The 21,484-nt window shown below is 70.5% G+C and carries 29 protein-coding genes and 1 pseudogene; 7 read left to right on the top strand and 23 right to left on the bottom strand.

Annotated elements, in window-relative coordinates; all coding sequences use genetic code 11:
* Positions 1-85: 85 nt before the first annotated feature.
* Positions 86-370, top strand: a complete 285-nt coding sequence (locus tag NGF19_RS22170) for an FAD-dependent monooxygenase (RefSeq protein ID WP_252426842.1) — start codon at positions 86-88, stop codon at positions 368-370.
* Here the strand turns inward: NGF19_RS22170 and NGF19_RS22175 are convergent.
* Entirely contained in the window at positions 357-716 is a 360-nt protein-coding gene (locus NGF19_RS22175; protein WP_308288512.1) for a zinc ribbon domain-containing protein YjdM, read from the bottom strand. The two genes, NGF19_RS22170 and NGF19_RS22175, sit on opposite strands and share 14 nt — an antisense overlap.
* Positions 717-805: 89 nt before the next feature.
* On the opposite strand from NGF19_RS22175, the gene NGF19_RS22180 reads away from it, so the two are divergent.
* Positions 806-1,273 (top strand): GNAT family N-acetyltransferase, encoded by a 468-nt coding sequence (locus tag NGF19_RS22180; protein WP_372505718.1) that lies wholly within the window; start codon positions 806-808, stop codon positions 1,271-1,273.
* Between the two features lie 153 nt (positions 1,274-1,426).
* Here NGF19_RS22180 and NGF19_RS22185 read toward each other — a convergent pair whose 3' ends face one another.
* From NGF19_RS22185 to NGF19_RS22195, 3 genes are all read right to left on the bottom strand, one after another.
* Positions 1,427-2,368: a transglutaminase-like domain-containing protein gene (locus NGF19_RS22185; protein WP_372505719.1), complete on the bottom strand. Its 942-nt coding sequence runs from the start codon at positions 2,366-2,368 to the stop codon at positions 1,427-1,429.
* Between the two features lie 127 nt (positions 2,369-2,495).
* Positions 2,496-3,176 (bottom strand): ABC transporter ATP-binding protein, encoded by a 681-nt coding sequence (locus NGF19_RS22190; RefSeq protein ID WP_252426848.1) that lies wholly within the window; start codon positions 3,174-3,176, stop codon positions 2,496-2,498.
* Positions 3,173-4,261: an ABC transporter permease gene (locus tag NGF19_RS22195; protein WP_252426992.1), complete on the bottom strand. Its 1,089-nt coding sequence runs from the start codon at positions 4,259-4,261 to the stop codon at positions 3,173-3,175. The genes NGF19_RS22190 and NGF19_RS22195 overlap by 4 nt, the downstream gene beginning before the upstream one ends.
* A 170-nt stretch (positions 4,262-4,431) precedes the next feature.
* Here NGF19_RS22195 and NGF19_RS22200 point away from each other — a divergent pair, with 170 nt between their 5' ends.
* Both NGF19_RS22200 and NGF19_RS22205 read left to right on the top strand, forming a co-directional pair.
* Complete coding sequence (locus NGF19_RS22200; protein WP_252426850.1) at positions 4,432-5,655, top strand: sensor histidine kinase; 1,224 nt, start codon at positions 4,432-4,434, stop codon at positions 5,653-5,655.
* Positions 5,652-6,290: a response regulator gene (locus NGF19_RS22205; protein ID WP_252426852.1), complete on the top strand. Its 639-nt coding sequence runs from the start codon at positions 5,652-5,654 to the stop codon at positions 6,288-6,290. The genes NGF19_RS22200 and NGF19_RS22205 overlap by 4 nt, the downstream gene beginning before the upstream one ends.
* 66 nt (positions 6,291-6,356) lie before the next feature.
* Here NGF19_RS22205 and NGF19_RS22210 read toward each other — a convergent pair whose 3' ends face one another.
* Both NGF19_RS22210 and NGF19_RS22215 read right to left on the bottom strand, forming a co-directional pair.
* Positions 6,357-7,820 carry an FAD-binding protein gene (locus NGF19_RS22210; RefSeq protein WP_252426854.1) on the bottom strand — a complete coding sequence of 488 codons (1,464 nt, stop codon included), beginning with the start codon at positions 7,818-7,820 and terminating at the stop codon, positions 6,357-6,359.
* A 340-nt stretch (positions 7,821-8,160) separates the two neighbouring features.
* A complete protein-coding gene (locus NGF19_RS22215) occupies positions 8,161-8,769 on the bottom strand; it encodes a superoxide dismutase (protein ID WP_252426855.1) in 609 nt (202 codons plus the stop codon).
* 318 nt (positions 8,770-9,087) lie between these two features.
* Between NGF19_RS22215 and NGF19_RS22220 the strand changes: the two genes are divergently transcribed.
* Positions 9,088-9,519: a GNAT family N-acetyltransferase gene (locus NGF19_RS22220; RefSeq protein WP_252426857.1), complete on the top strand. Its 432-nt coding sequence runs from the start codon at positions 9,088-9,090 to the stop codon at positions 9,517-9,519.
* A gap of 37 nt (positions 9,520-9,556) precedes the next feature.
* Here NGF19_RS22220 and NGF19_RS22225 read toward each other — a convergent pair whose 3' ends face one another.
* Positions 9,557-10,009, bottom strand: a complete 453-nt coding sequence (locus NGF19_RS22225) for a substrate-binding domain-containing protein (protein ID WP_252426859.1) — start codon at positions 10,007-10,009, stop codon at positions 9,557-9,559.
* Between the two features lie 11 nt (positions 10,010-10,020).
* On the opposite strand from NGF19_RS22225, the gene NGF19_RS22230 reads away from it, so the two are divergent.
* On the top strand, positions 10,021-10,527 hold the full coding sequence (locus NGF19_RS22230; RefSeq protein WP_252426860.1) for an adenine deaminase C-terminal domain-containing protein: 507 nt from the start codon (positions 10,021-10,023) through the stop codon (positions 10,525-10,527).
* Between the two features lie 23 nt (positions 10,528-10,550).
* Positions 10,551-11,582, top strand: a complete 1,032-nt coding sequence (gene add / locus NGF19_RS22235; RefSeq protein ID WP_252426862.1) for an adenosine deaminase — start codon at positions 10,551-10,553, stop codon at positions 11,580-11,582.
* A gap of 110 nt (positions 11,583-11,692) precedes the next feature.
* Here the strand turns inward: add and NGF19_RS22240 are convergent, their stop codons facing one another.
* The 16 genes and pseudogenes from NGF19_RS22240 to NGF19_RS22315 all read right to left on the bottom strand — a co-directional run bounded on the left by NGF19_RS22240 (position 11,693) and on the right by NGF19_RS22315 (position 21,462).
* Positions 11,693-12,166: a GNAT family N-acetyltransferase gene (locus NGF19_RS22240; RefSeq protein WP_252426864.1), complete on the bottom strand. Its 474-nt coding sequence runs from the start codon at positions 12,164-12,166 to the stop codon at positions 11,693-11,695.
* Between the two features lie 153 nt (positions 12,167-12,319).
* Positions 12,320-12,946, bottom strand: coding sequence for a sigma-70 family RNA polymerase sigma factor (locus NGF19_RS22245; protein ID WP_289736720.1), 627 nt, complete (start codon positions 12,944-12,946; stop codon positions 12,320-12,322).
* Positions 12,947-13,090: 144 nt separating this feature from the next.
* Positions 13,091-13,849, bottom strand: a complete 759-nt coding sequence (locus tag NGF19_RS22250) for a hypothetical protein (RefSeq protein ID WP_252426867.1) — start codon at positions 13,847-13,849, stop codon at positions 13,091-13,093.
* Positions 13,850-13,994: 145 nt separating this feature from the next.
* Positions 13,995-14,294, bottom strand: coding sequence for a gas vesicle protein K (locus NGF19_RS22255; protein WP_252426869.1), 300 nt, complete (start codon positions 14,292-14,294; stop codon positions 13,995-13,997).
* Positions 14,291-14,485, bottom strand: coding sequence for a gas vesicle protein (locus NGF19_RS22260; RefSeq protein ID WP_252426871.1), 195 nt, complete (start codon positions 14,483-14,485; stop codon positions 14,291-14,293). The genes NGF19_RS22255 and NGF19_RS22260 overlap by 4 nt, the downstream gene beginning before the upstream one ends.
* Positions 14,482-15,255 carry a GvpL/GvpF family gas vesicle protein gene (locus tag NGF19_RS22265; RefSeq protein ID WP_252426872.1) on the bottom strand — a complete coding sequence of 258 codons (774 nt, stop codon included), beginning with the start codon at positions 15,253-15,255 and terminating at the stop codon, positions 14,482-14,484. The genes NGF19_RS22260 and NGF19_RS22265 overlap by 4 nt, the downstream gene beginning before the upstream one ends.
* Positions 15,256-15,434: 179 nt before the next feature.
* Positions 15,435-15,755 (bottom strand): annotated as a pseudogene (locus tag NGF19_RS31160) (gas vesicle protein); the annotation flags it as partial.
* Positions 15,752-16,789 carry an SRPBCC family protein gene (locus tag NGF19_RS22275; protein ID WP_252426875.1) on the bottom strand — a complete coding sequence of 346 codons (1,038 nt, stop codon included), beginning with the start codon at positions 16,787-16,789 and terminating at the stop codon, positions 15,752-15,754. The gene NGF19_RS22275 and the pseudogene NGF19_RS31160, both read right to left, overlap by 4 nt.
* 2 nt (positions 16,790-16,791) lie before the next feature.
* Positions 16,792-17,292, bottom strand: a complete 501-nt coding sequence (locus tag NGF19_RS22280) for a DNA primase (RefSeq protein WP_372505720.1) — start codon at positions 17,290-17,292, stop codon at positions 16,792-16,794.
* On the bottom strand, positions 17,292-17,549 hold the full coding sequence (locus NGF19_RS22285) for a gas vesicle protein GvpG (RefSeq protein WP_252426878.1): 258 nt from the start codon (positions 17,547-17,549) through the stop codon (positions 17,292-17,294). Before NGF19_RS22285 ends, NGF19_RS22280 begins: the two co-directional genes overlap by 1 nt.
* A 3-nt stretch (positions 17,550-17,552) precedes the next feature.
* Entirely contained in the window at positions 17,553-18,323 is a 771-nt protein-coding gene (locus NGF19_RS22290) for a GvpL/GvpF family gas vesicle protein (RefSeq protein WP_252426880.1), read from the bottom strand.
* Positions 18,320-18,745 (bottom strand): gas vesicle structural protein GvpA, encoded by a 426-nt coding sequence (locus tag NGF19_RS22295; RefSeq protein ID WP_252426882.1) that lies wholly within the window; start codon positions 18,743-18,745, stop codon positions 18,320-18,322. Before NGF19_RS22295 ends, NGF19_RS22290 begins: the two co-directional genes overlap by 4 nt.
* Positions 18,746-18,883: 138 nt before the next feature.
* A complete protein-coding gene (locus tag NGF19_RS22300; protein ID WP_252426884.1) occupies positions 18,884-19,225 on the bottom strand; it encodes a gas vesicle protein GvpO in 342 nt (113 codons plus the stop codon).
* A gap of 198 nt (positions 19,226-19,423) precedes the next feature.
* Positions 19,424-19,900, bottom strand: a complete 477-nt coding sequence (locus NGF19_RS22305; RefSeq protein ID WP_252426885.1) for a DUF3147 family protein — start codon at positions 19,898-19,900, stop codon at positions 19,424-19,426.
* Entirely contained in the window at positions 19,897-20,241 is a 345-nt protein-coding gene (locus tag NGF19_RS22310; RefSeq protein WP_252426886.1) for a DUF3147 family protein, read from the bottom strand. The genes NGF19_RS22305 and NGF19_RS22310 overlap by 4 nt, the downstream gene beginning before the upstream one ends.
* 189 nt (positions 20,242-20,430) lie before the next feature.
* A complete protein-coding gene (locus NGF19_RS22315) occupies positions 20,431-21,462 on the bottom strand; it encodes an SDR family oxidoreductase (protein WP_252426887.1) in 1,032 nt (343 codons plus the stop codon).
* Positions 21,463-21,484: the final 22 nt, after the last annotated feature.

A 21,484-nucleotide genomic window follows, 5' to 3' on the forward strand; every position in this document is an offset into this window, starting at 1 on the left:
CCTCGCTGCGGATCGGGGAGGTAGTGTGCGGCGCCCTCGACCTCCAGGAAGACCGCCACCTGGTGGGTGGGCCGGGACCCTGGGTGTGCTGCCGCAGAACATGGTCATGAAGGACGCGGTGGACGCCGAGGAGCTGACCCGCCTCGACCTGCGCGACCTCGAAGCCCGTTACGGCTACCCCTACTTGGTGATCCACCGCAGCGATCTGCACGGCACCCTGCTCCGCGCCTGTGAACGCGCGGGGGTGGACCTCGGGACCGATGCCCACTGCACCGCGTACGAGAACACCGGCACCGGCGCCCGGGTCCGGTTCACCGACGGCCGCACCGACGAGGCCGAAGTGGTCGTCGCCGACGTCAGGCCTTCTTGACCACGCTGGACTTGAGCTGCATCGCGCCGAAGCCGTCGATCTTGCAGTCGATGTCGTGGCCGTCGACGCCGTCCTCGATGAGGCGGATGTTGCGGACCTTGGTACCCGCCTTGATGCCGCTCGGGCTGCCCTTGACCTTCAGGGCCTTGACCACGGTCACGGTGTCGCCGTCGGCGAGGACGTTGCCGACCGCGTCCTTGATGACCCGCACACCGGAGTCACCGGCCTCGGTCTCGGCGGAGACGGGGGTCCATTCGTGTCCGCACTCGGGGCAGACCAGCAGGGCACCCATCTCGTACGTGTAGACGCCGGCGCACTCAGGGCAGGGGGGAAGGTTGTCGCTCACGGCGGCAGTGTAGGGAGCGATTCGCCGAATTGCGAAATTGCGCAACTCGTCAGCACCGACCCACCTCACCGCCGCACCGGGCGCCTGCCATGATCCGTGTCATGCCCACACAGATCACCACGGCCGGGACGGCCGACCTCCATCAGGTTCTCGCCGACCACCACCGGTACTGGGGAGAACGCGACCTTCGGTCCCTGCACCTCACAGCACTGGTGCAGGAGTTCGGTGAGACCTGTCTGGTCGCCCGAGCCGAGGACGGGATCCACGGCTACATCATCGGGTTCGTCACCCCCACCGGCACCGGGTACGTCCACCTCATCGCCACTCGGGACGACGCCCGCGGCACGGGTCTCGGACGCCGTCTGTACGCGGCGTTCGCCGACGCCGCGCAGCGCCGGGGCGCGCTGCGGCTGAAGGCGATCACGTCACTCGGGAACACCGGCTCGATCGCCTTCCATCGACGCCTCGGCTTCGACGCGAAGACCGTCGACGACTACGGCGGCCCCGGCCGAGCCATGGTCGTCTTCCAGCGCACCCTGCCGCTCGACGCGGAGTAGCCCCGAGCGTCGCGTACACGTCCGTGGCGCCCGCGATCCGGCACCCGCCGTCGCCGTCGGTCTCGCGGCAGCCGCGGGGATGTGGCGGACGTCGTCCTGGCGAGGGTGGCGCCTCGTCGGCGTAGTGCGACTGCCGATGCCCCGGCCGGACCCTCACCGGAAGGTGACTTCCCTCGGGCCGTTGAAGGGCGCCAAGGACAGCACGGTCCTTGGTGTGCGCAGCCCGTCGTTCCGCGCGAAGAGGTTCCGCACCGCGTCGAAGGGGACATCGTCGCAGGCCACCAGTGAGGCGTGGTCGTAGAGTTCACGGATCGCGTCCGTGAACTCCTCGTCGCTGCCCGGTCCCGGGCCCCAGACGTCCCACAGCAGCGTCTCGACCTTGTTCAGCGCCGCGAGGTCGAGCCGGACGGCGCCTGCCACGAACCACTGCCCGAACATCGGCCCCTCCTGCGGCGGGTGGAGCCCGAAGGTCCTCGGGTCCGCCTCCCCCGCTCGGATGGCTTGCCACACCTTGCCCGCGACGAGGAAGCGGTCACGCGGCACGTCCATCGGGTCGAAATCGATCCCGAACGTGTCGACGACCATCGGGTCGGCCATTTGCGGATCGGCGAGCAGCCAGCCCCGCTCCGCGTCCCAGTACTCGGTCACCACATGGTCACCGTGGAACCCGTCCGAGCCGACGTAGTCCGCGAACCCGGACCGCAGTCGCGCGGGAACCCCCACATGACGCAGGAACGAGCAGTGCAGCAGCGCGAAGTCACGGCAGACGCCGACGAAGCGGTCACCGACATCACGCCGCTGCGTCAGCGGCGCGTGCTGCCGCCCGATGATGATCCGCAAGATGTCGTCGAGATAGCGCGTCTCGGCATCGTTGTGCAGCCGTTCCTCCGGGATGGCACAGCCGAACCGTTCACCTTCCAGGCGATGGACCATCAGATCACGGGCCAGGCAGCCCAGTTGAGCCGGGTCATCCGGTAGGTCGGCATAGAGCGGGGCAAGACCGCCGGGGTCGGAGAAGGAGCTCTGCGCGGTATAGAAGGTGGCGGCCTCCGGTGCGAGGTGAACGGATGGCACGGCTGGACCCCCAGAAGACATCGGCCACATGTCGAATCCCCGGGCCGGTGCACCTCACCGTGTCAAAATTTCCGCGCGATTGTCCAGACAGGCGGGTACCCCCGCGCCGCGTGTGCCCGGTAGCCCTGGAGGCGGATTTCCCGGCGGGTCAGGTGTGCGCGGGCAGCCGCAGACGCCCGTCGTGGACCTCGGCGATCCGGTCGACGGCGGTCAGGTGGGTACGGTCGTGGGTGACCAGCACGGTCGCGGTGGCCTGCTGGTGAGTGAGGCGGGTGATCAGGTCGAGGACGGCGGCGCCGCGTTCGTGGTCGAGGGCGCTGGTGGGTTCGTCGACCAAGAGGACGGTGGGGTCGTTCATCAGGGCACGGGCGATGTTGACGCGCTGACGCTGGCCGCCGGAGAGCTGGTGGGGGCGACGGCCGGCCTGGTCGACGAGGCCTACGGCATCAAGGAGATCCATGGCGCGGGCGCGGGCAGTGCGCGACTTGCGGCCGTCGAGCTGTGCCATGACCTGGAGCTGTTCGGCGGCGGTCAGGGAAGGCAGCAGGTTGGGCTGCTGGAAGACGATGCCGATCTTGTGGCGTCGCAGGTCGGTGAGTTCACGGCGGGTCATGCCCGTGGTGGCGACGCCGTCGATGGTGACGGTGCCGGAGTCGGGGGTGATGAGGGTGGCGGCGACGGCGAGGAGGCTGGACTTGCCCGAGCCGGAGGGGCCGACGACAGCGGTCAGGGCGCCCTTGGGTACGTGAAGGCTGACCTGGTCGAGGGCGGTGAGGCGGGTGTCGCCGTCGGGGTAGGTGAGGGTGATGTCGGTCAGGTCCAGGCTCATCGGGCGCTCCCCAGGGCGGTCAGCGGGTCGACGGAGGTGATACGGCGGATGGACAGGGCCGCGCCCAGAGCGCCGAGCGCGATCATGACGGCGGCGGGGACGAGGACGGTCGTGGGGGTGAGGAGGAAGGGCACCGCCGAGCCGATGACGAGGGCTCCCAGGCCGACGGCGAGGCCTGTGCCGATGAGAGTGCCGCCGGTCAGCAGGATGACGGCCTGGCCGAGCGCGTCCTTGAGCAGGTCGGCGGTGGAGGCGCCGAGCGCCTTGAGAACGGCGACGTCACCGCTGCGCTGGATGGTCCACACGGTGAAGAAGGCGCCGATGACCAGGGCGGAGATCGCGAACAGGAACCCGCGCATCAACTGCAGCGAGCCGTTCTCGGAGGTGTAGGAACCGATGGCGGACAGCGACTCGTCCGTGGAGACCGTCTTGGTGCTCGCGGCGTGGTCGGCGGCCTTGATGTCGGCGCCGGAGGTGGTGTGCAGGGCGATGACGGTCGCGGTCGGCCCGGCGGCGTGACCGGTGGGGGGTGCGGCCTCCTGCCAGAGTCCGAGGCCGGCCCAGATCACGGGGGTGTGGCTGAAGGAGGCATCCCCGCGCACCGCCGCGACGGTCGCCTGCTGCCCGGCCAGAGTGAAGGTGTCGCCCGCGGCCACGCCGAGGTCGTCGGCGGCGGCGGTCGACAGGACCGCCGCGTGACCGTCGATCTTGTCGCCGTCGGGAGCGAGGGGGGATCCGGGCTGGACGCCGAAGAGGGAGACACCGGTGCTCTTGGTCCCGGCTGTCGCCTTGGTGGTGGTGATGCCCAGCGGCTCGGCGGCGCTCACACCCGGCATCCTGGCCCACTGCCGCCACTGCTTCTCGGTGACGGTGGAGTCGGCATACGACAGCTTCTCGCCCTGACCCGGCGCTCCGAAGGCGATCCTGTCGGCGGGCAGGCCCGTGATCGCGGAGGTGTTCTGCCGGCCCAGCCCGGCCGTCAGCCCCGACAGCAGTCCGACCAGCAGCGTGATCAGCACGATGACGGTGCCCATCAGGGCAAAGCGCCCCTTGGCGAATCGCAGATCTCTCCAGGCGACGTACACGGCTCTGGCCTGCCCTTTCATGGAGTGGAAGCGGTAGGTCCCACTCTCGCCGCCGGCCCCCGCACGGGCATCTGGCCCAGGACGGCACTTGCCACGCCGAAGGACGGCCCGCCGGTTGTAACTTTCGATGGACGCCCGGGTGTGGTGCTGTTTCCTAGGCTGGAGGCACTGTGAACACCACCGCTCCCGCCTTGACCCCCACCACCCGGACCCTGGCCTGGTGCCTGCACCTGCTGGTCGTCGCCCTGCTCGCCCTGGCCGCCGGCCGGGCTGTCGCCGACGATCGCCCACACGCCGCGATGACCGTCGCCGCCGCGGCTGCCTGCAGCCTTCTCTACGCGGCCGGGCCGACGCTGCCTCGCGTACGCGGCTCTCGCGGGGCAGCCGCACTCTGGCTGACCGCCATGGCCGCCGCCTGGCTGGTGCTGCTGGCCCTGTCCGCCGACGCCGTGTGGGTGGCGTTCCCGCTGTACTTCCTCCAGCTCCACCTGCTGCCCCGCCGCTCGGGACTCGCCGCCGTGACGGCCACTGCGGCGGCGGCCGTCGTCGGGTTCGCCGTACACCAGGGCTCCTTCAATGCGGCCATGGTCATCGGACCGGTCCTCGGGGCCGCTGTGGCGGTCGCGGTGGTGTGGGGGTACCAGGCCCTGTACCGGGAGAGCGAACACCGTAGGCGTCTGATCGAGGAACTCACCACCACCCGCGCCGATCTGGCCGCCGCCCAGCACACTGCCGGCGTGCTGGCCGAACGCGAACGTCTGGCCCGTGAGATCCACGACACCCTCGCCCAGGGCCTGTCCAGCATCCAACTGCTGCTGCGCGCTGCCGAACGCGCCCTGCCGGACACTCCGCGGAACGCCACCCGCTACGTCGAGCAGGCCCGCCAGGCAGCCGTGGACAACCTCGCCGAGGCCCGCCGCTTCGTCGCCGCTCTCACCCCGCCCGCCCTGGAGGGCACCACCCTCGCTGCCGCACTGGAACGCCTGTGCGCCACCACCGGCACCCGCCACCGGATCACCGCGCGCTTTCACCTGACCGGGGACCCCGCACCCCTGCCGACCGCGCACGAGGTCGCGCTGTTGCGCATCGCCCAGTCCGCCCTCGCCAACAGCGTCCGCCACGCCGAGGCCACCACCGCCGAGGTCACCCTCAGCTACCTCGGTGACCAGGTGGCCGTGGACATCGTCGACGACGGACAAGGCTTCGACCCGGACCGCCTGCCCGTCCCCGACCCCGAATCCGGCGGATTCGGGCTGGCCGCCATGCGCGCCCGTGTCCACGCCCTGGGCGGTAGCCTCACCATCGAGTCCGCCCCGGGCCACGGCACCGCCCTGGCCGCCCAACTGCCCCTCGACCACCCGGCCGACCCCACACTCGACAAGGCCCGCCCGTGACCGACACCCCTGTTCGCCTGCTCCTGGCCGACGACCACCCCGTCGTACGGGCCGGACTCCGTGCCGTGCTGGAGACCGAACCCGGCATCGCCGTGATGGCTGAAGCCGCCACCGCCGAGGACGCTGTCACCCGCGCCGCCGAAGGCGACATCGACGTCGTGTTGATGGATCTGCAATTCGGCAAGGGCATGGGCGGCGCCGAAGCCACCGCCCGGATCACCGCCCGGCCGGGAGCCCCCCGCGTGCTGATCGTCACCACCTACGACTCCGACGCCGACACCCTGCCCGCCATCGAGGCCGGCGCCACCGGCTACCTCCTCAAGGACGCCCCGCCCGAAGACCTGGCCGCCGCCGTCCGCACCGCCGCCGCCGGACGCACCACGCTGGCCCCCGCCGTCGCCGACCGCCTCATGAACCGGCTGCGCACTCCCGCCACCAGCCTGACCCGGCGCGAGACCGAAGTCCTCGCCCTCGTCGCCGATGGCCTGTCCAACCAGGCCATCGGCAGCCGCCTCCACCTGACCGAAGGAACCGTCAAGTCCCACCTGGCTCGCATCTACGCCAAACTCGACGTCGACTCACGCACCGCCGCCGTCGCCACTGCCACCGAACTCGGCCTCATCCGGAGGTGGTAGGAAGGCCTGAGGTGTCGCTCACTCCTCGGCGCGACGCCTCGCCTCCCAGCGCCGTCATGGCTCCGGTCAGTCGGTGAAGATGTGCTGGCCCGGAGCCAGCAGGCCCCGCGGGTCGTAGCGGCGCTTGGCCGCGGCGAACTCCTCCCACACCTTGCCGTACTGGCCGCGCCAGTCGTCGGGGGTCATCGGGACGGTCCCCACCGGGTACTGCGTACCGCCGGCGGCGCGCACCGTCTCGTACGCGGCGCGGTTGGCGGCCGTCCGGGCCGTCACCGCCGCCTGGTCGGCCGGGTCCAGCGTCCACAGGACGGCCAGCAGATACGGCACCGGGTCGTCGGGGACCCGCAACAGCGGGGTGTGCAGACGGCGCTGGACCAGCGGGTAGAGCAGGACGGTGCCGCCGGGGCCGACGTCGTGCCCGGCGAACCCGTCCAGCAGGGTGCGCGCCAGGTCGACGGCGCGGTCACCGGGCAGCAGCAGGTTCAGCCAGGGATGGGCCCAGGACCAGAGGCCGGCGCGCTGGAGTTCGGCCACGCCCACGGCCAGCCGGTCGAGGAAGTCGAGGTAGGGGAGCGTCTCGGCGGCCACCGGGCCGGACCGGTCGTAGCGCAGGCCGCGCAGCAGCTCGGTGTCGTCCGGCTCGGGTCCGGCGGGCGGCCCGTAGGCGGCGACCTCCAGGACGTACGTCGTGTACGCGCCCGCGTCGTCGGCCGCGACCATGCCCTCGACATACGTGAACCGCGGGTCCCCGGCGAGCAGTCGCTGGTCGGCGAGGAACGTCTCCAGGTCCGTGTACGGCAGCAGGAAGTGCCGTACGGTCTCGGGCGCCGTGACCAGCCGCAGCGTCGCCGAGACGATGACCGCGCACTGGCCGAGCCCGGCGAGCACCGCCCGGAACAGGTCCGGCTCCCGGGTGGGCGAGCAGGTGACCTTCTCCCCGGCCCCGGTGACGACCTCCAGCTCGGTGACGTTGTCCACCTGGGCGCCGAACCGGTGGGCCTGGCCGCCGAGTCCGCCGACCGACAGTGTGCCGCCGACCGACAGGTCCAGGTAGTCGGTGAGGACGGGCGGCGTCAGCCCGTGCCGCAGCGTCTCGCGCGTCAAGGTGCTCCACAACACCCCGGCACCCACGGTGACTTGACCGGCTTCCACCGGTCCGATCCGGTCCAGCGACCCGGTCTCGATGACCAGTCCCCCGGCCACCTGCGCCTGCCCGTACGTCGAGTGCCCCTGGCCGCGGGCGGCCACCTCGATGCCGTGCGCGTCGCAGAACCTGACCATCTCGACGACGTCCGCGGTGGACTCGGGGCGCAGCACGGCCGCCGGGAGATGATGCACGAGGTGCCCGAAGTCGTCGGCGTCCTCGGCGAGCGAGGTCTCGTCCACTCTCAACGCGCCGTCCAGGTGCGGGACATGAGCCACCAGACCGTCCTGCCCGGCCGCCGCTTTCGTGACCCACGCCCGCGCCTGCGGGTCGAAGGCCACCGCCTCGTCCTCCGTCGCCGTTCGCCGCTGCGGCTGCTCCACCACGTCTCCCCCTCCTCGCTGACGCGCTGTTCGGGGCGGCGCGCCCCCAACTCGGCGCCGGAATCAGCGCGATGGTATCGCTCGCTCCGCAACCACCGGGGAAGATCAGGAAGTTGACCACACTCCCGCCCTCGCCGCCGCCGACGCCGACCGAGCCGCACCTTCGGCTGTCCTGTTCGGTGAGGGGGCTGCCCGTGTTGAGGAAGGCGTAGTAGAGCGGGGCGGGCCGTCGAACCTCGTCGAACTCCGTCGAACCCCGTCGAACCTCACCCACGAACTGCCGAACGGGCCGGGAAGCCACGGGACTTCCCGGCCCGGCGCTCATGTTCTGCCAGGCGTTCCGTCAGGCGCCGGTCGCCGCCGTGTAACGGGCCGCTACATCCGTCCAGTTGACCAGGTCCCACAGCTTGGTGACGTAGTCGGGGCGCACGTTCTTGTACTGCAGGTAGTACGCGTGCTCCCAGGCGTCGAAGACCAGCAGCGGCGTGGTGCCCTGGCCGACGTTGCCGTGGTGGTCGTAGACCTGCTCCACGATCAGCCGCCGCCCGAGCGGCTCCCAGGCCAGCACGCCCCACCCGGAGCCCTGCACGGACGTGGTCGCCACGGTGAGCTGCTTCTTGAACGCCTCGAAGCCGCCCAGGTGTTCGTCGATCGCGGTGGCCAGGGCGCCGTCGGGGCGGTCGCCGCCCTCCGGCGACAGGTTCTGCCAGAAGATCGAGTGCAGCACGTGCCCGGACAGGTTGAACGCGAACGTCTTCTCCAGACCCACGAGACCCGTCGGCGTGATCTGGTCCTTGTCGCGGACCTCGGCGATCTGCTCCAGGGTGTCGTTGGCGCCCTTCACATAGGCGGCGTGGTGCTTGGCGTGGTGCAGCTCCAGGATCTCCGGCGTGATGGCCGGGGCGAGAGCGGAGTAGTCGTACGGCAGATCAGGAAGCGTGTAGCTGCCCATGGGCACAGCTCTCCCTCGAGTAGGTGATCGTTCGAGGGCAGCCTACGCCTCTATTGCGAACTACTTGCAACAACTACAGCTATGCATCAGCATGGGGGTGCGGGGTCGGCCGTCAGTCATCGACTGTGCAGGCGCATCACGTGTGTCCTGTCCTTCCGAGCGCTGATCGTCATCTCTCCCGGCACCGGCCGGATCGGCCGACCCCGCACGCCCGACGCCGTACGCGCTACGAGCAATGCCCTACGCCCTGCACGCAACGGCGTATGCCCTGCACCGACGACAGCCGACCCCAGGGGGGAACAGGGAGTGCGCATCCGTGTGGCAGGACCGGAGGACGTACCGGTACTGGCGACGCTGAACGAGCAGTTGATCGAGGACCAGCCGCATGACAACCCCATGCGGGGCCGACAGCTCGCCGACCGGATGAGCCGCTGGCTCGCGGGTGACTACACCGCCGCGCTCGGCACCGTGGACCACGTCCCCGCGTTCTACGCCCTGTGGCGCACCGACGAGGAGGGCGGCATCCATCTGCGCCAGTTCTTCGTCGCCCGCGACTTCCGCAGACAGGGAACGGGCCGCGCCGCGATCGCGGCCCTGCGCGAGGAGTACTGGTCAGCACGGCGCGTGACACTCGATGTCCTCGCCCACAACGAACGAGGCATCGCCTTCTGGCGCTCCCTCGGATTCGAGGACTACGCCATCGAGATGAGGCTGCCGAGCACCATCGTGCTCGAAGCGGAGCGGCGCTGAACACCACCGCGCCGTCCGGCAGTTACCACAGCCCTCTTCAACCTTCCTCCACCACCGGCAGGGTGGAGGCGCGGGGCAGCAACGTGGCTGCGACAAGGCGGTGTCGGGGCCGGGCACCGGCCCGCGCCGGGTTCCGTATCACGTCGATCAGCAACTCGGCTGCCTGGCGGCCGATTTCCTCGGGCGCCAGGTCGAGCGCGGTCAGCTCCGGGCGCGCGCTGCGCGCGAACTCCCCGTCGGCGCCGACCACGATCTGTACGTCCTCCGGTACGGCGAGGCCGAGTTCGCGGCAGACGGCGAGTGTGGCGAAGCCGAACTTCTCCATCACGACGTACACGGCGTCGGGCCGGTCGGGACGGGTGAGCAGGCGATGCGCGGCGGCCGTGGAGGCCGTTCCCGACTCGGCGCGGTCCATGAGGACGGGGCGGCCGGTGCGCTCGCACCAGTCGACGTAGGCACGGGCCGCGTCCGGGCGCCGCGCAGGCCGCACCGCTGCCGGTCGTGGACGGCACCGTCCGCGCCGACCTCGCGCAGGACGCGCTGTACGTCACGGTCTCCGAGCGCTACGGGAAGAACGGCGGCGGCACGGTCACCGCGATGATCAACGGCTTCGGTCTGCGCTCCGGTGCGATCGCCTCCTCCGCCGCCCCCGACGACAACAACATCGACTGTGTCGGCGCCGACCGTGCCGACATGGCGCTCGCCGTGAACCACCTGGCCGAGCACGGCGGCGGTCAAGTCGTCGTGGACGGCGGTGAGATCAAGGAGTTCCTGCCGCTGCCGGTGGCCGGTATCGTCGCCGCCCTCGTCCCCGAGGAGATGGCCGCCGCGGAGGACCGCCTGGAGGCCGCCGCCCGCGCGCTCGGCTGTGAACTCCCCTCCGCCTTCGGATACTTGATCTACCTGGAGATCACCGCCATCCCCGAGTACGCCGTCACCGACCTGGGTGTCGTCAACTACCACACCCAGGACGTCGTCGACATCCTGCACCCCGCCGCCGCCAACTGACGCATCCAGCCGAGGAGTTCATCATGACCACCGCACCCGTCACCGTGGACGCGTTCATCGCCGGACTACCCAAGTGCGAGCTGCACCTGCACATCGAGGGCACCCTCGAACCGGGCCTGAAGTTCGCGCTCGCCCAGCGCAACGGCATCGAGCTGCCGTACGCCGACGAGGCCGCGCTGCGCGCCGCGTACGACTTCCACGACCTGCCCGGCTTCCTCTCCGTCTACTACGAGGGGATGTCCGTACTCCGTACCGAGCAGGACTTCTACGACCTCGCGGCGGCCTACGCGGCCAAGGCGCACTCCCAGAACGTGCGGTACGCGGAGATCTTCTTCGACCCGCAGGCACACACCGCGCGGGGCGTCGCCTTCGACACCGTCATCCGCGGTCTGACCCGCGCCCTCGACGACGCCGAGCGCGAGACCGACTTCAAGGGCCGTCTCGTGATGTGCTTCCTGCGGGACTTCCAGGCCGAGTTCGCGATGGCCACGCTGGTGCAGGCGCTCGCCTACAAGGAGTGGATCATCGGTGTCGGTCTGGACTCGGACGAGGCGGGCAACCCGCCGGTGAAGTTCCGCGAGGTCTTCGCTCGGGCGCGCGCCGAGGGGTTCCGGCTGACGATGCACTGCGACGTCGACCAGAAGAACTCGACGGAGCACATCCGCCAGGTCGTCGAGGAGATCGGTGTCGACCGTATCGACCACGGGGTGAACGCCCTGGAGGACCCGTCCCTGATCGAGCGGATCCGCGCGCGCGGCCTCGGCCTGACGGTGTGTCCGATCTCCAACGCGCATGTCACGGACGGCATGAAGGCGGCCGAGATCCGTGCCCTGCTCGACCAGGACGTGAAGGTGACGGTCAACTCCGACGACCCGGCGTACTTCCTGGGCTATGTCGCGGAGAACCTGGCCGCCCTGCGCGAGCCCGCCGCGCTCTCCGACGCCGATCTGGTGCGTCTGCAGCGCAACGCGATCGAGATCTCCTGGGCGGCGCCCGCCGTACGCGAGGAGTTCCTCGCGGAGCTGACGGCGTACGCGCAGCGCGCCGCCGTCTGACGTCCTCTCGCCGGCGAGTACCGCAAGTACGGCGAGTACGTGTGACGAGTACGTGTACGGCCCGGCCGTCGCAGGCCGGGCCGTACACGTGGTGGACTCGGCATGCGCGGTCAGTGTGCGCGGTCGGGGGTCCAGCGCATGGTCATGTCGGGCAGGTTCTCCATGTTCCGGCTGCCGTCGTTGGTGTCGACGACGGTGAAACCGTGACGCTCGTAGAACGCGCGGGCATCGGTGTTCTGCTGGAACACGTACAGGGACAGCCCCTCGGGGCTGTGCTCCCTGACCACGTCGAGCAACCGCGTCCCTATGCCCTGGCGGCGGACGTCCGGTCGCAGATAGAGGTCTTCGAGCATGTCGCCCTCGAGGGAGGCATAGCCGAGAACCTCCCCGTCACGCACCGCCACCCAGACGCGGCACGTCTTGAGCACGATGTTCGCCACCCACGCCGTGACCTCGTCCTGGCCGCGCGTCTGCGGGGGCAGATACGGCATGGTCGCCGCGCGCGAGTCCACGTGGATCTGTGCGATCGCCGCCGCGTCCGCGGTGTCCGCGGGTCGGATCTCGGTCCTTCTGTCATCACTCACGGCGCGAACCCTACTGGTTCCGCCGGGAGTTGCTCGAACGGATATCCAGGCGGACCGGGGCGGTGCCGAAGGGATGGTGCCGGTCACCGGGGTCGTCCGGTGACCAGCACCCTGTCCTGATCGCCCTTGATCGCCCTTGATCGCCCTTGATCGTCAGGCCGCGAGGGCGGTGGGCTTGTCCGCCTCGCCCAGCAGGTCCATCAGGGTCGCGCGGGCTCGGGCCACGCGGGAGCGGACCGTGCCGATCGGGCAGTCGCTGGCCTCGGCCACCTCCGCGTAGGGCAGCCCGAGCAACTGCGTGAGGATGAACGCCTCACGGCGGTCCTCGGGCAGCGATGCCAGCAGATCCAGCAGCACCACGCCGTCGTCGAAGCCCGGCAGATCGCAGGGCTGGGCCCGCTCGACGGCGAGCTGCCAGTCCGGTACGTCCGACAGACGCGGCCGGGCGGCGGCGTACCGGTAGCTGTCGATCACCGCGCGACGGGCGATGGACAGCAGCCAGGCCCGCGCCGAGGAACGCCCCTCGAACCGGTGCAGGCTGCCGAGCGCCCGCAGGAACGTGTCCTGCGCGAGATCGTCCACCGCCTGGGGGTCGCCGCAGAGATGGGCGACATAGCGCTGGACGTCACGGTGCAGGGCGCCCACGAACCGCTCGATGGCGTCCCGGTCACCGCCCCGGGCGGCCAGTGCCCATGCGGTGATCGATTCGTCGACCGCCGCCGAGGTGTCGCTTCGGGGACCTTTGGTGCGCGAGGTGGTCAGTGCGGAAGAAGTCACCAGGTGTCCTTCTCGAGTCAACCGTGATCCGGACCGGTGGCACGTGGAGAGTGGCACGGTCCGGTGAAGGGAGAGACGGCCGTGTACGGCCGTGGCCCGAGGCGCGAGCCGGTAGGTGGGCAGGCAGCCTCGGGAGACCCGCTGTCGTCAGACGACAGCCGTCCCCACGGGTGGACCCCGAGAAGTGATCGCATGGGCGAGAAGGAGGAGCGGGGGCGCACGGTCCGAGCGGCAGCGCCGGAGGTGGACGCGCGGACGGTCGGGGGTGGCGGGCAGCGCGAGCAGCAACCGCAGCGGGGCCACCAGCCATCCGGCCACCGCCCGCAGGATCCGGAAGGCGGCCTGCTCGCCGTACGCCAGCCAGAGGCCGCACAGCAGCGCGGCGAGCAGGTGGGCGGCGAGCATGCCGAACGACGAGGAGCCGACGCCGCTCATGAGGTCGCCGAGGTGGCCCGGGCCTGTCTGCGGCATGTGGTTCATGGAGCCCATGTCCATGCCGCCCATGGAACCCATGCCCATGTGGCTCATACCCATGTGGCTCATGGACATGTGGCTCATGGACATGTGGTCCACGCCCATGTGGGCCGCACCCGTGTGGCCGAGGCCCATGTGCCCCATGCCGCTCATGTTCATGGAGGCCGGGCCACCGGATGCCGACTGTGCGTAGGAGAACGCCTCGTGCAGCACGGCCTGGGCGGCGAACACGACCGTCACGATCATCGCCCGTCCGCGTTCACGCCCCGCCAGACACCAGCCCGCGGCAGCGGTCCCGGCCAGGCCTGCGGTGAGCGCCCACGCGGGCACGTCGCTCCCGGACATCAGGACGTGGCCCAGGGCGGCGAGCAGCACACAGACGGCCGCGAACACCGCGGCCCGTATCGCGCGCATACACCACCCTGCTGTCATGGCGCTTCATCCTCGCATTCCGGATTTCAGCAGTCATGAGCGGGTGCCGAATCTCGACCCGCGCACAGTGGGTGATGATCATGTGGCCCGACGTGAACAGGCCAGGACCGCAGCCGCGCCCCAGTGATCGGGCGCGGCCGGGCGATCAGTCGCGGGGAAGCAGGGGCCCCAGCGGGCCGAGGTCCAGGTTCAGGTCCTCGGGCTGCAGGTCATAGCGTTCGCGCAGCTCGGCCATGCGCTCTTCCAGGAGCATCAGCGTGCGGCCGATGCGCTCCTCCTGGTCCTCCGACAACTCGCCCGTGTCGAAGCGTCGTACCGCTTGGCGCTCCATCAACTGCCTGAGCAGTTCGACGATGGTCAGCACCAGCTTGACCAGATCGCGCTCTACGGTGTCGGGCTCCAGGTCCAGCCGGTTGCGGGGCTTGTCGGGTGTCCTGTCGGTCATCGCCCTGAGACCTCCGGCCAGGGCGAGGGGACCCGTGCGTTGACCGAGCTGATCAGGGCGTTGAGATCGATACGGACGAGGTCGACGTCCGCGATGCGCAACGTGATGTCCCCGGTGATGACGACCCCGCCCGCGAGCAGTCGGTCCAGCAGGTCGACCAGGGCGATCTCCCGGCGTTCGACGACGGTCACGTCTCTCCCTCCGTCAGCCCGGTGAAGGAGTACGCGGCCCACGGGCCGGTGAGTTCGACCCGGATCCCCGGACTGTCGTCCCCGGTGCGGTCCACCAGCTCCACGAACTCCTCGGATCGCCCCCGCGCCACCAGATAGGCGGCGTTGAGCACGTTGCGCCCGGCGGCCCTGGACAGCGTGGCGCTCTGCGGGGTGTGCAGCCGGGCGTCCTCGGCGTGCGAGGAGAGTGTCGTGTGGAGACGGCGGGCGAACTCCTCGGCCTTCCCCCACAGTTCGTCGTGCGCCATGGTGCGCGTGTGGCGTTGTCGGAGGTAGTCCCGCCCTGAAGTCGCTTTCGTGGCAGTGATGTTGTCCTCCGCCGTGTCCGTCTGGCGATCGTCCATATAGACCTTGACGCCCCATTCGACGCGTCCTTCGAGCCGTTCGAGGGCGTGCCGGAAGTCGTCCTCGCGGTCCTCGATCATCGACCGGACGCCGCTGTCGTCCCGGAAGACAGTGGCCAGCCGCAAGGGCAGCGGGGTCGTCACACCGGTGAGTACGTCGATGACGTGCTGGTGGGCGCGGGCGGTGGCGGCGAGCCAGTCCAGGTCTTCCAGATGCGCCTTCAACGGCGTCTCGGCGAAGTCCTCCTCGGGCACGTCGCTGACGACAGCGACGAGGCCGTGATGCTCCAGCTCCTCGGTGGGCGCGCCCCCGATCCCCTTCATCTGCTCCTGAAGTGGAGCGCCGAGGGGGAAGCAGAGGGCGTAGACGTACCGCAGCGCGGTCACGGTGGCTCCTTCCCGCCCCGCGCACGCTCCCTCTTCTCACGGCCGCGCGCGCGTTCCGGCTCGGCCCCGCCCCGTACGCCTTCCGATCGATCCTCGCCACGCGCACGCTCCAGCTTCGCCTCACCACGTCCGCGCTCCACCTTCGGCGCACTCCGCACGTCACTGTGGGCGCGTTCCAGTTCCTCCTCCTCGCGGGTGGCCTCCAGGCGCTCCAGACGGGCGCGCAACTCGGCGTTTTCGCGGGAGAGTTCCTGGCGCCGGGCGCGGGAGGAGAGCGCCGGGTCGTCCTCCCACCAGTCGATGCCCATCTCCTTCGCCTTGTCGACGGAGGCGATGATCAACCGCAGCTTGATGGTGAGGAGTTCGATGTCCAGCAGATTGATCCGGATGTCCCCCGCGATCACCACGCCCTTGTCGAGCACCCGTTCAAGGATGTCGGCGAGGCTGGCACCGCTGTTGGGGCCTTCGTAAGGAGACGGGAGCCGGGTGGGCGTGGTCATCGCAGGCTCCGCTCGTCCTCACGTGCGTCCTCCCCTTCCTCCTCGTCCTCCTCTTCCGGATACCCTTCGGTGTCGTCGTAGGCCCTCCGCCGATCCTCCTCGTCGCCGGGTTCCTCGTCCTCGTCCTCATACGCGCCGTGCTCGTCCGCGGGCTCCTCCTCGCCGGACTCCTCTTCGGCGAGCGCGTCCTCGTGGGTGCGAACGACCTCGCTGTCGCGGATCTCACCGCGCCAGCCCTCCTCCGCCTCGTTCTTGAACGTGATGAAGCGGGCGAAGTGCTTGAGGTCGAGGCGTGCCCTACGGCCCTGTGCACGCCAGAGGTTGCCGGTCTTCTCGAACAGCCCCTGGGGGTAGTACTCGATGATCAGCAGGATGCGGGTGAGGCTGTCGCCGAGGGGATGGAAGGAGACGACGCCCTTGGTCGTGCCCTTGGCACCCTCGGAGGTCCAGGAGATGCGGTCGTCAGCCACTTGATCGATGGTGGTGGCCTTCCAACTGCGGTTGGACCAGAGCACCTTCGCCTGCCAGTCGGAGGTGATGTCGTCGGTACGGCTGGCGCTCTTGACGCCCTTGGTGAAGGTGCTGAAGTCCTGGTACTGGGTCCACTGGTCGTAGGCGGTGCGCAGCGGTACGCCGACGTCGATGGACTCCATGATGACGGTGGGCTTGTTGCCCGCGCGGCGCTTGCGCTTGCTCTTGCCGCCGGTGAGGTTCCCGAGCGTCTCGGCGACGCTGTCCTTGGCGCGCCCGACACCCGTCTCCAGGAGGGCACGCAGCGGGCCCTTGCCCTCGATGAGCTTGCGCCCACCGTCCAGGGCGAGCCGGGCGAGGCCGGGGCTGTTGCCCTCGGCGATGTCGTTGAGCTTGACGGTGGTCTCGCCGAGCTTGCGCCCCACACCGGCGAGCAACCGCTGGGCCTGGACGGTGAGATACCCCTCCAACTCCGTCTTGAGGTGCTCGACCGCCTCGCCCCGGGTGACCTGGGACAGTCCGCCCTTCGCGCCGCCGGTCGCTCCACCGAGGGTGTCGGTCATCGTCACCGCCTCCCTTCACGGGCCTTCGAGGCGGTCGGCCTGGCAGCCCCGGCCGACCTGGCAGCCCTGGCCGTCCCGGCCTTCCTGACCTTCCCGGTCTTCCGGGACTCCCCGACCTCCCCTGCCTCCTCGGTGTCCCCGACCTCCTTGGCCTCCTCGATCTCCCCGTCCTCCGGAACCTCCGAGCCCGCACCGAGCTGCTCCCGTACCCGCTCCGTACGCCCGTGGAGCCGGTCCGCGAGGTTCTCGATCTGCCGCTCGACCAGCGCGCCGGAGGCGGCCGATCCGGCACCGCGCAGGTCCTCGCGCAACTGGCCGCCCATCTCCTTGAGTTCCGGGTTGTTCCGGAGTTGCTCGTCGACCAGGTTCGCGAGCGCCCGCGGGTCGAGCCGCATCCGCTTCCCGGCGACCAGCGAGCCCATGGCGAGGGCCAGCTTCATCTTCTTGGTCCGTCCAAGGACGTACCCGGCCCCGATCGCGAGGCTCAGTGCCACTCGGTTCATCATGACGTCCCGTCACCGGTCGCTGTACGGCCCAGACCGATCTCCAGCCGGTCCAGGAGCGCGTCCTCCTCGCGGTCGAACTCCTCCTCGGTGATGTCGCCCTCGTCGAGTCGGCGCTCGAGCAGGGCGAGTTCGGCCCGGACGTGCACCGGGTCGTAGTACTCACGCTCCGCCTCCGCGATCACCTGCCGGATCGCCCAGAGGCTGCCGCGCGCGGGTGCGAACGGCAGGAGCACGACTTCTGTGAGCAGTCCCATGGGTCACTCCTCGCTCATGGCGGTGCCGGCCGTGGTCCCGGCGGGCTCGGCGGGGCCGGGCTCGACGAAGCTGTACGGCGGCAGCGGCCCGACGACCCGCAGCGCGAGGTGCGGGTGGTTCTTGCGCGTCTGTTCCACGACGGCCAGGAACTCCTCGGCGAATTCACGGTCCACCAGGAAGGAGAGGTTGGCCAGCCAGCCGTGGGACTCGGGTCCGACGCTGACGGCCTCGGCCGCCGGTTCCAGGGCGCGCAGCAGATCCTCGGCGTCCGATGCCTCGAGGTCCTGGATCGCCCCGGCGATCATCTCGCCCAGCCGCATCCGGTCCTCGTCGCTGCCGCCCCCGGCGCGCTGGTTGGCCTCCACCAGGGCCCGCGCCTGCGGGTTCTGCCCCAGCACCAGGTGCAGTACGGACTCCTCGTCGTGGGTGGCCTTGACGTTGTACTCGGCGCGGCCCTGCAGCGCGGCGAGCCGCTCCCGGTAGTGCTCGGCACGCTCGGCGAGCACCTGGGTGACGGAGGCGTCGTCGGGGGCCACGCTGCCGAACCGCATGGGCAGCACGGAGCCGCCCTCGCCCGCCTCGCCGAGCACGTGCTGGTGGGCGAGCAGGTCCCTGCGTTTGGGCCGTAGCCCCTCGGGGGAGTCGCTGACGACCGCCGCCAGATCGCCCGCCTTGAGGATCCTGACCGGTCGTGGCGGATCCCCGACCCCGCCGATGTCCTTCGGGAGCGAGGGGTGCGAGGCCGCCGCGATGCCGTAGACGTAGGTGCTCACTCCTGCTCCTCCTCCCTGCGGTGGGTGGGTGCCGCCTTGTGCGCCCGAGGCCTTGTCTCGCCCTGGGCCTCTTCGCGGGCCTGCTTGAAGGCGTCGGTGACGGTCTGCGCGGCGCCGGTCAGGGCGCCCTTCGACTTGCCCCGCGCGCCGGACTCGGTGATCTCGCCGACCAGGTCGGGAAGCCCGGGGCTCTTGCGCGGGCCCGCCTCCAGGTCGAGCCGGTTGCACGCCTCGGCGAAGCGCATGTAGGTGTCGACGCTCGCCACGACGACTCGTACGTCGATCTTCAGGATCTCGATGCCGACGAGCGAGACACGGACGAACGCGTCGATGACGAGCCCTCGGTCGAGGACGAGCTCCAGGACGTCGTACAGCCCGCTGGAACCGCCTCCTGCGGTCTGCGGTGCCGGGACAACGGTCATACCGACCGCGCCTCCTTGTTGTCTGTCTGTTGTCGGTGAGGATGTGCGCGGGTCTTGCGGTGTGTCCTCGAACGACCTGGTGGGTCGGCCTCGAACGACCTGGTGGGTCGGCCGCGAACGGTCTGGTACGCGAACGGTCTAGTGGGTCGGCCGCTGGGGGTCGGCCCTCCCGCGTTCGTACCGGCGAACGCGCCGGTAACCGGCCAGTTCACCGTCTGCGGTGACGTCCACCTCGTAACTCGCGATCAAGCTCATGGTGTCGGGGACCCGGGCCAGTTCCAGAACCTCGATCTCCATCGCCCAGCCGTCCTGCGTGCGTTCGAAGGACGACACGGACTCGGGTGCCAGGCCGGTGAGCTGCGTGAACTGGTCACGCGCGTGCCGCAGTACGTCCATCGCGCCCGGTCCTGCGCCCGGCGAGCCGACCCTCGGCTCCTCGGGGGAGTCCGGTGCGTTCGATGCACGTCCTGTGTCCGACATGGCGACCTCCCAGGTCGAGTGCCCACCGTGCCTCGTGCAAACATGCCGGGCGTGTAGCAGACATGCCGAGCTCGCAAGGCGCCCGAGGCCCCCTCGCACAGACGCCCGCGGCCCCCTCACAAGACGGCCACGGCCTTCCTCGCGAGGTGGCCGCGGCCTCGACGCTCTTCAGCGCTCTTCAGCGCCGTTCGTCGTTCTTCAGGGCCGTTCGTCCCCTCCCCGCCCCGCCGCCCGGACCACCGCATAGGCGGCGAGCGACACCACCGCCCAGGCAGCCGTGGCCGTCCCGAGCGCGAGCCATGCCGAGTGGTGGCGGAGCAGGACCGTGCCGACGACGGCGAAGGCCACCAGGCCCGACGTGCCCAGCCCGGCGCCGCGGACATCGTCGCGGGCGCGCCGCAGCCCCTCCTCCTTCGCCACGAGCGTCAGGCTGGCCAGCAGGATGGCCGGGAAGGCGAGGAAGACGCCGCCGACGAACGAGCCGAAGACGGTCGACACGACGGCCGCGAGGAGGGACACGCCGGTTCCGAAGGCGAACCGGACGAGGAGGTCCTTGCGGGGCATGCCCCAGGCCGCCCGCACCTCCAGCCGCACCCGGTCCGTGTCCTCGGTGCGCTGTCCACGGCCTTCCCCGGACCTCGACGCGGACCCCGACGACCCCGGCGACCTGCTCATGGCCCCACCACGACACCGAGGACGGCCGCCGCGGCGCACCACACGAGGAGTGCCGCGGCGGATCCGCGTACGGCCCCGAGCCTGCCCAGCAGCGGGACGTCGACGAGACAGTAGGCGGTGAACGCGAGCGCTCCGGCGATCATCCCGCGCGCGGCGTCCGCGGCCTCGCGATCACCTTTGAACGCCACCAGAAGGATCAGCCCGGACAGCGCCACCGAGGGTGCCGCCGCGAACACGCCGGCCAGCCGCTTGGGCCGGAGGGTCTCCGCCACCATGGCGAACCCCACGACGAACAGGCCGCCGACGACGGACTTCAAGAGGATCTCCAGCAGGGACTTCATGTGTCCAACGTGAGCGCTGGGGGCGGACCGATCAACGGACCACACGGGCGGGACGTCGGACATTCGCCGCAGTGAGCGACCGGCACGTCAGGTGAACCGACGCGTCAGGCGAACCGACGCGTCAGGCGAACCGGCACGTCAGGCGAACCGACGCGTCAGGCGAACCGGCACGTCAGGTGAACCGGCGCGTCAGCCGCACGGCACCCGGCCGCGCCTGCTCAGCGCCGCCTTCGCCGTGGCGGCGAAGGCGAGGGTGAGCGCGCCGGCGACGGCGGCGGGGTGGCGGGCCAGGACGGCTTCGAGGGACCGGGCGTGCGCCATGTCGTCGAAGATGCCGTGGGCGCCGTGGTCGCTGCCCTCGGCTCCGTCGACGGGCTCGAAGAGGTTGCTCTCGCCGCTCGGGGGTCGCAGGTCGGTCTGTTGGGAGTCGAAGCCGGTACGCGCCAGGTAGCGGTCGAGCAGGGCCGGGGCCAGGCGGTTGGCCCAGATGGTCGCGAGTGTGGTGGCCCCGATGTAGTACTGCTTGCGTCCGGGGTGGTCCGCGGCGTGGACGACGCCTCGGGCGGCGACCTCCGGTTGGTAGATCGGCGGGACGGGCTGCGGGTGCCGGGGCAGGCGGGAGAGCACCCAGGAGAACTGCGGGGTGTTGACGGCGGGCATCTGGGCGACCGTCACCCGCACCCGGCTGCCGCGGTGCAGGAGTTCGGTGCGCAGCGAGGAGGTGAAGCCGTTGACGGCGTGTTTGGCCCCGCAGTACGCGGACTGCAAGGGGATGGACCGCTCGCCGAGCGCGGAGCCGACCTGCACGATGGTGCCGTGGTCGCGGGGCAGCATCCGCTTCAGTGCCGTACGGGTGCCGTTGACGAAGCCGAGGTAGGTGACGTGGGTGACCCGGTCGTACTCCTCGGCGGTGATCTCGTCGAAGGGCGCGAAGACGCTGGTGAACGCGCAGTTGATCCATACGTCGACGGGGCCGAAGGCCCGCTCTCCCGCGTCGGCCGCGGCCTCGACCTGCCCTGCGTCGGCCGTGTCGGCGACCTGTACGAGGGGTGTGCCGCCGAGCGACGCGACCTCCCGGGCGGCGGCGTCCAGGCCCGCCCGGCCCCGCGCGATCAGCACGACCCGGGCGCCCCGTGCCCCGTACAGACGCGCGATGGCACGGCCGATCCCGGCACTGGCACCGGTGATGACGACGGTCTGGGGCGTGGGTGTGACGCTCATGGATGTGATGGTCATGGGTGTG

The organism is Streptomyces macrolidinus, assembly GCF_023887685.1.
Lineage (GTDB): Bacteria > Actinomycetota > Actinomycetes > Streptomycetales > Streptomycetaceae > Streptomyces > Streptomyces macrolidinus.

Coding starts and splice junctions, on each gene's coding strand:
- NGF19_RS22180 (WP_372505718.1), top strand. CDS start 806: ATGATCCGTGTCATGCCCACACAGATCACCACGGCCGGGACGGCCGAC.
- NGF19_RS22185 (WP_372505719.1), bottom strand. CDS start 2,368: ATGTCTTCTGGGGGTCCAGCCGTGCCATCCGTTCACCTCGCACCGGAG.
- NGF19_RS22190 (WP_252426848.1), bottom strand. CDS start 3,176: ATGAGCCTGGACCTGACCGACATCACCCTCACCTACCCCGACGGCGAC.
- NGF19_RS22215 (WP_252426855.1), bottom strand. CDS start 8,769: ATGGGCAGCTACACGCTTCCTGATCTGCCGTACGACTACTCCGCTCTC.
- add (WP_252426862.1), top strand. CDS start 10,551: ATGACCACCGCACCCGTCACCGTGGACGCGTTCATCGCCGGACTACCC.
- NGF19_RS22250 (WP_252426867.1), bottom strand. CDS start 13,849: ATGACAGCAGGGTGGTGTATGCGCGCGATACGGGCCGCGGTGTTCGCG.
- NGF19_RS22255 (WP_252426869.1), bottom strand. CDS start 14,294: ATGACCGACAGGACACCCGACAAGCCCCGCAACCGGCTGGACCTGGAG.
- NGF19_RS22275 (WP_252426875.1), bottom strand. CDS start 16,789: ATGACCGACACCCTCGGTGGAGCGACCGGCGGCGCGAAGGGCGGACTG.
- NGF19_RS22280 (WP_372505720.1), bottom strand. CDS start 17,292: ATGAACCGAGTGGCACTGAGCCTCGCGATCGGGGCCGGGTACGTCCTT.
- NGF19_RS22285 (WP_252426878.1), bottom strand. CDS start 17,549: ATGGGACTGCTCACAGAAGTCGTGCTCCTGCCGTTCGCACCCGCGCGC.
- NGF19_RS22295 (WP_252426882.1), bottom strand. CDS start 18,745: ATGACCGTTGTCCCGGCACCGCAGACCGCAGGAGGCGGTTCCAGCGGG.
- NGF19_RS22300 (WP_252426884.1), bottom strand. CDS start 19,225: ATGTCGGACACAGGACGTGCATCGAACGCACCGGACTCCCCCGAGGAG.
- NGF19_RS22305 (WP_252426885.1), bottom strand. CDS start 19,900: ATGAGCAGGTCGCCGGGGTCGTCGGGGTCCGCGTCGAGGTCCGGGGAA.
- NGF19_RS22310 (WP_252426886.1), bottom strand. CDS start 20,241: ATGAAGTCCCTGCTGGAGATCCTCTTGAAGTCCGTCGTCGGCGGCCTG.
- NGF19_RS22315 (WP_252426887.1), bottom strand. CDS start 21,462: ATGAGCGTCACACCCACGCCCCAGACCGTCGTCATCACCGGTGCCAGT.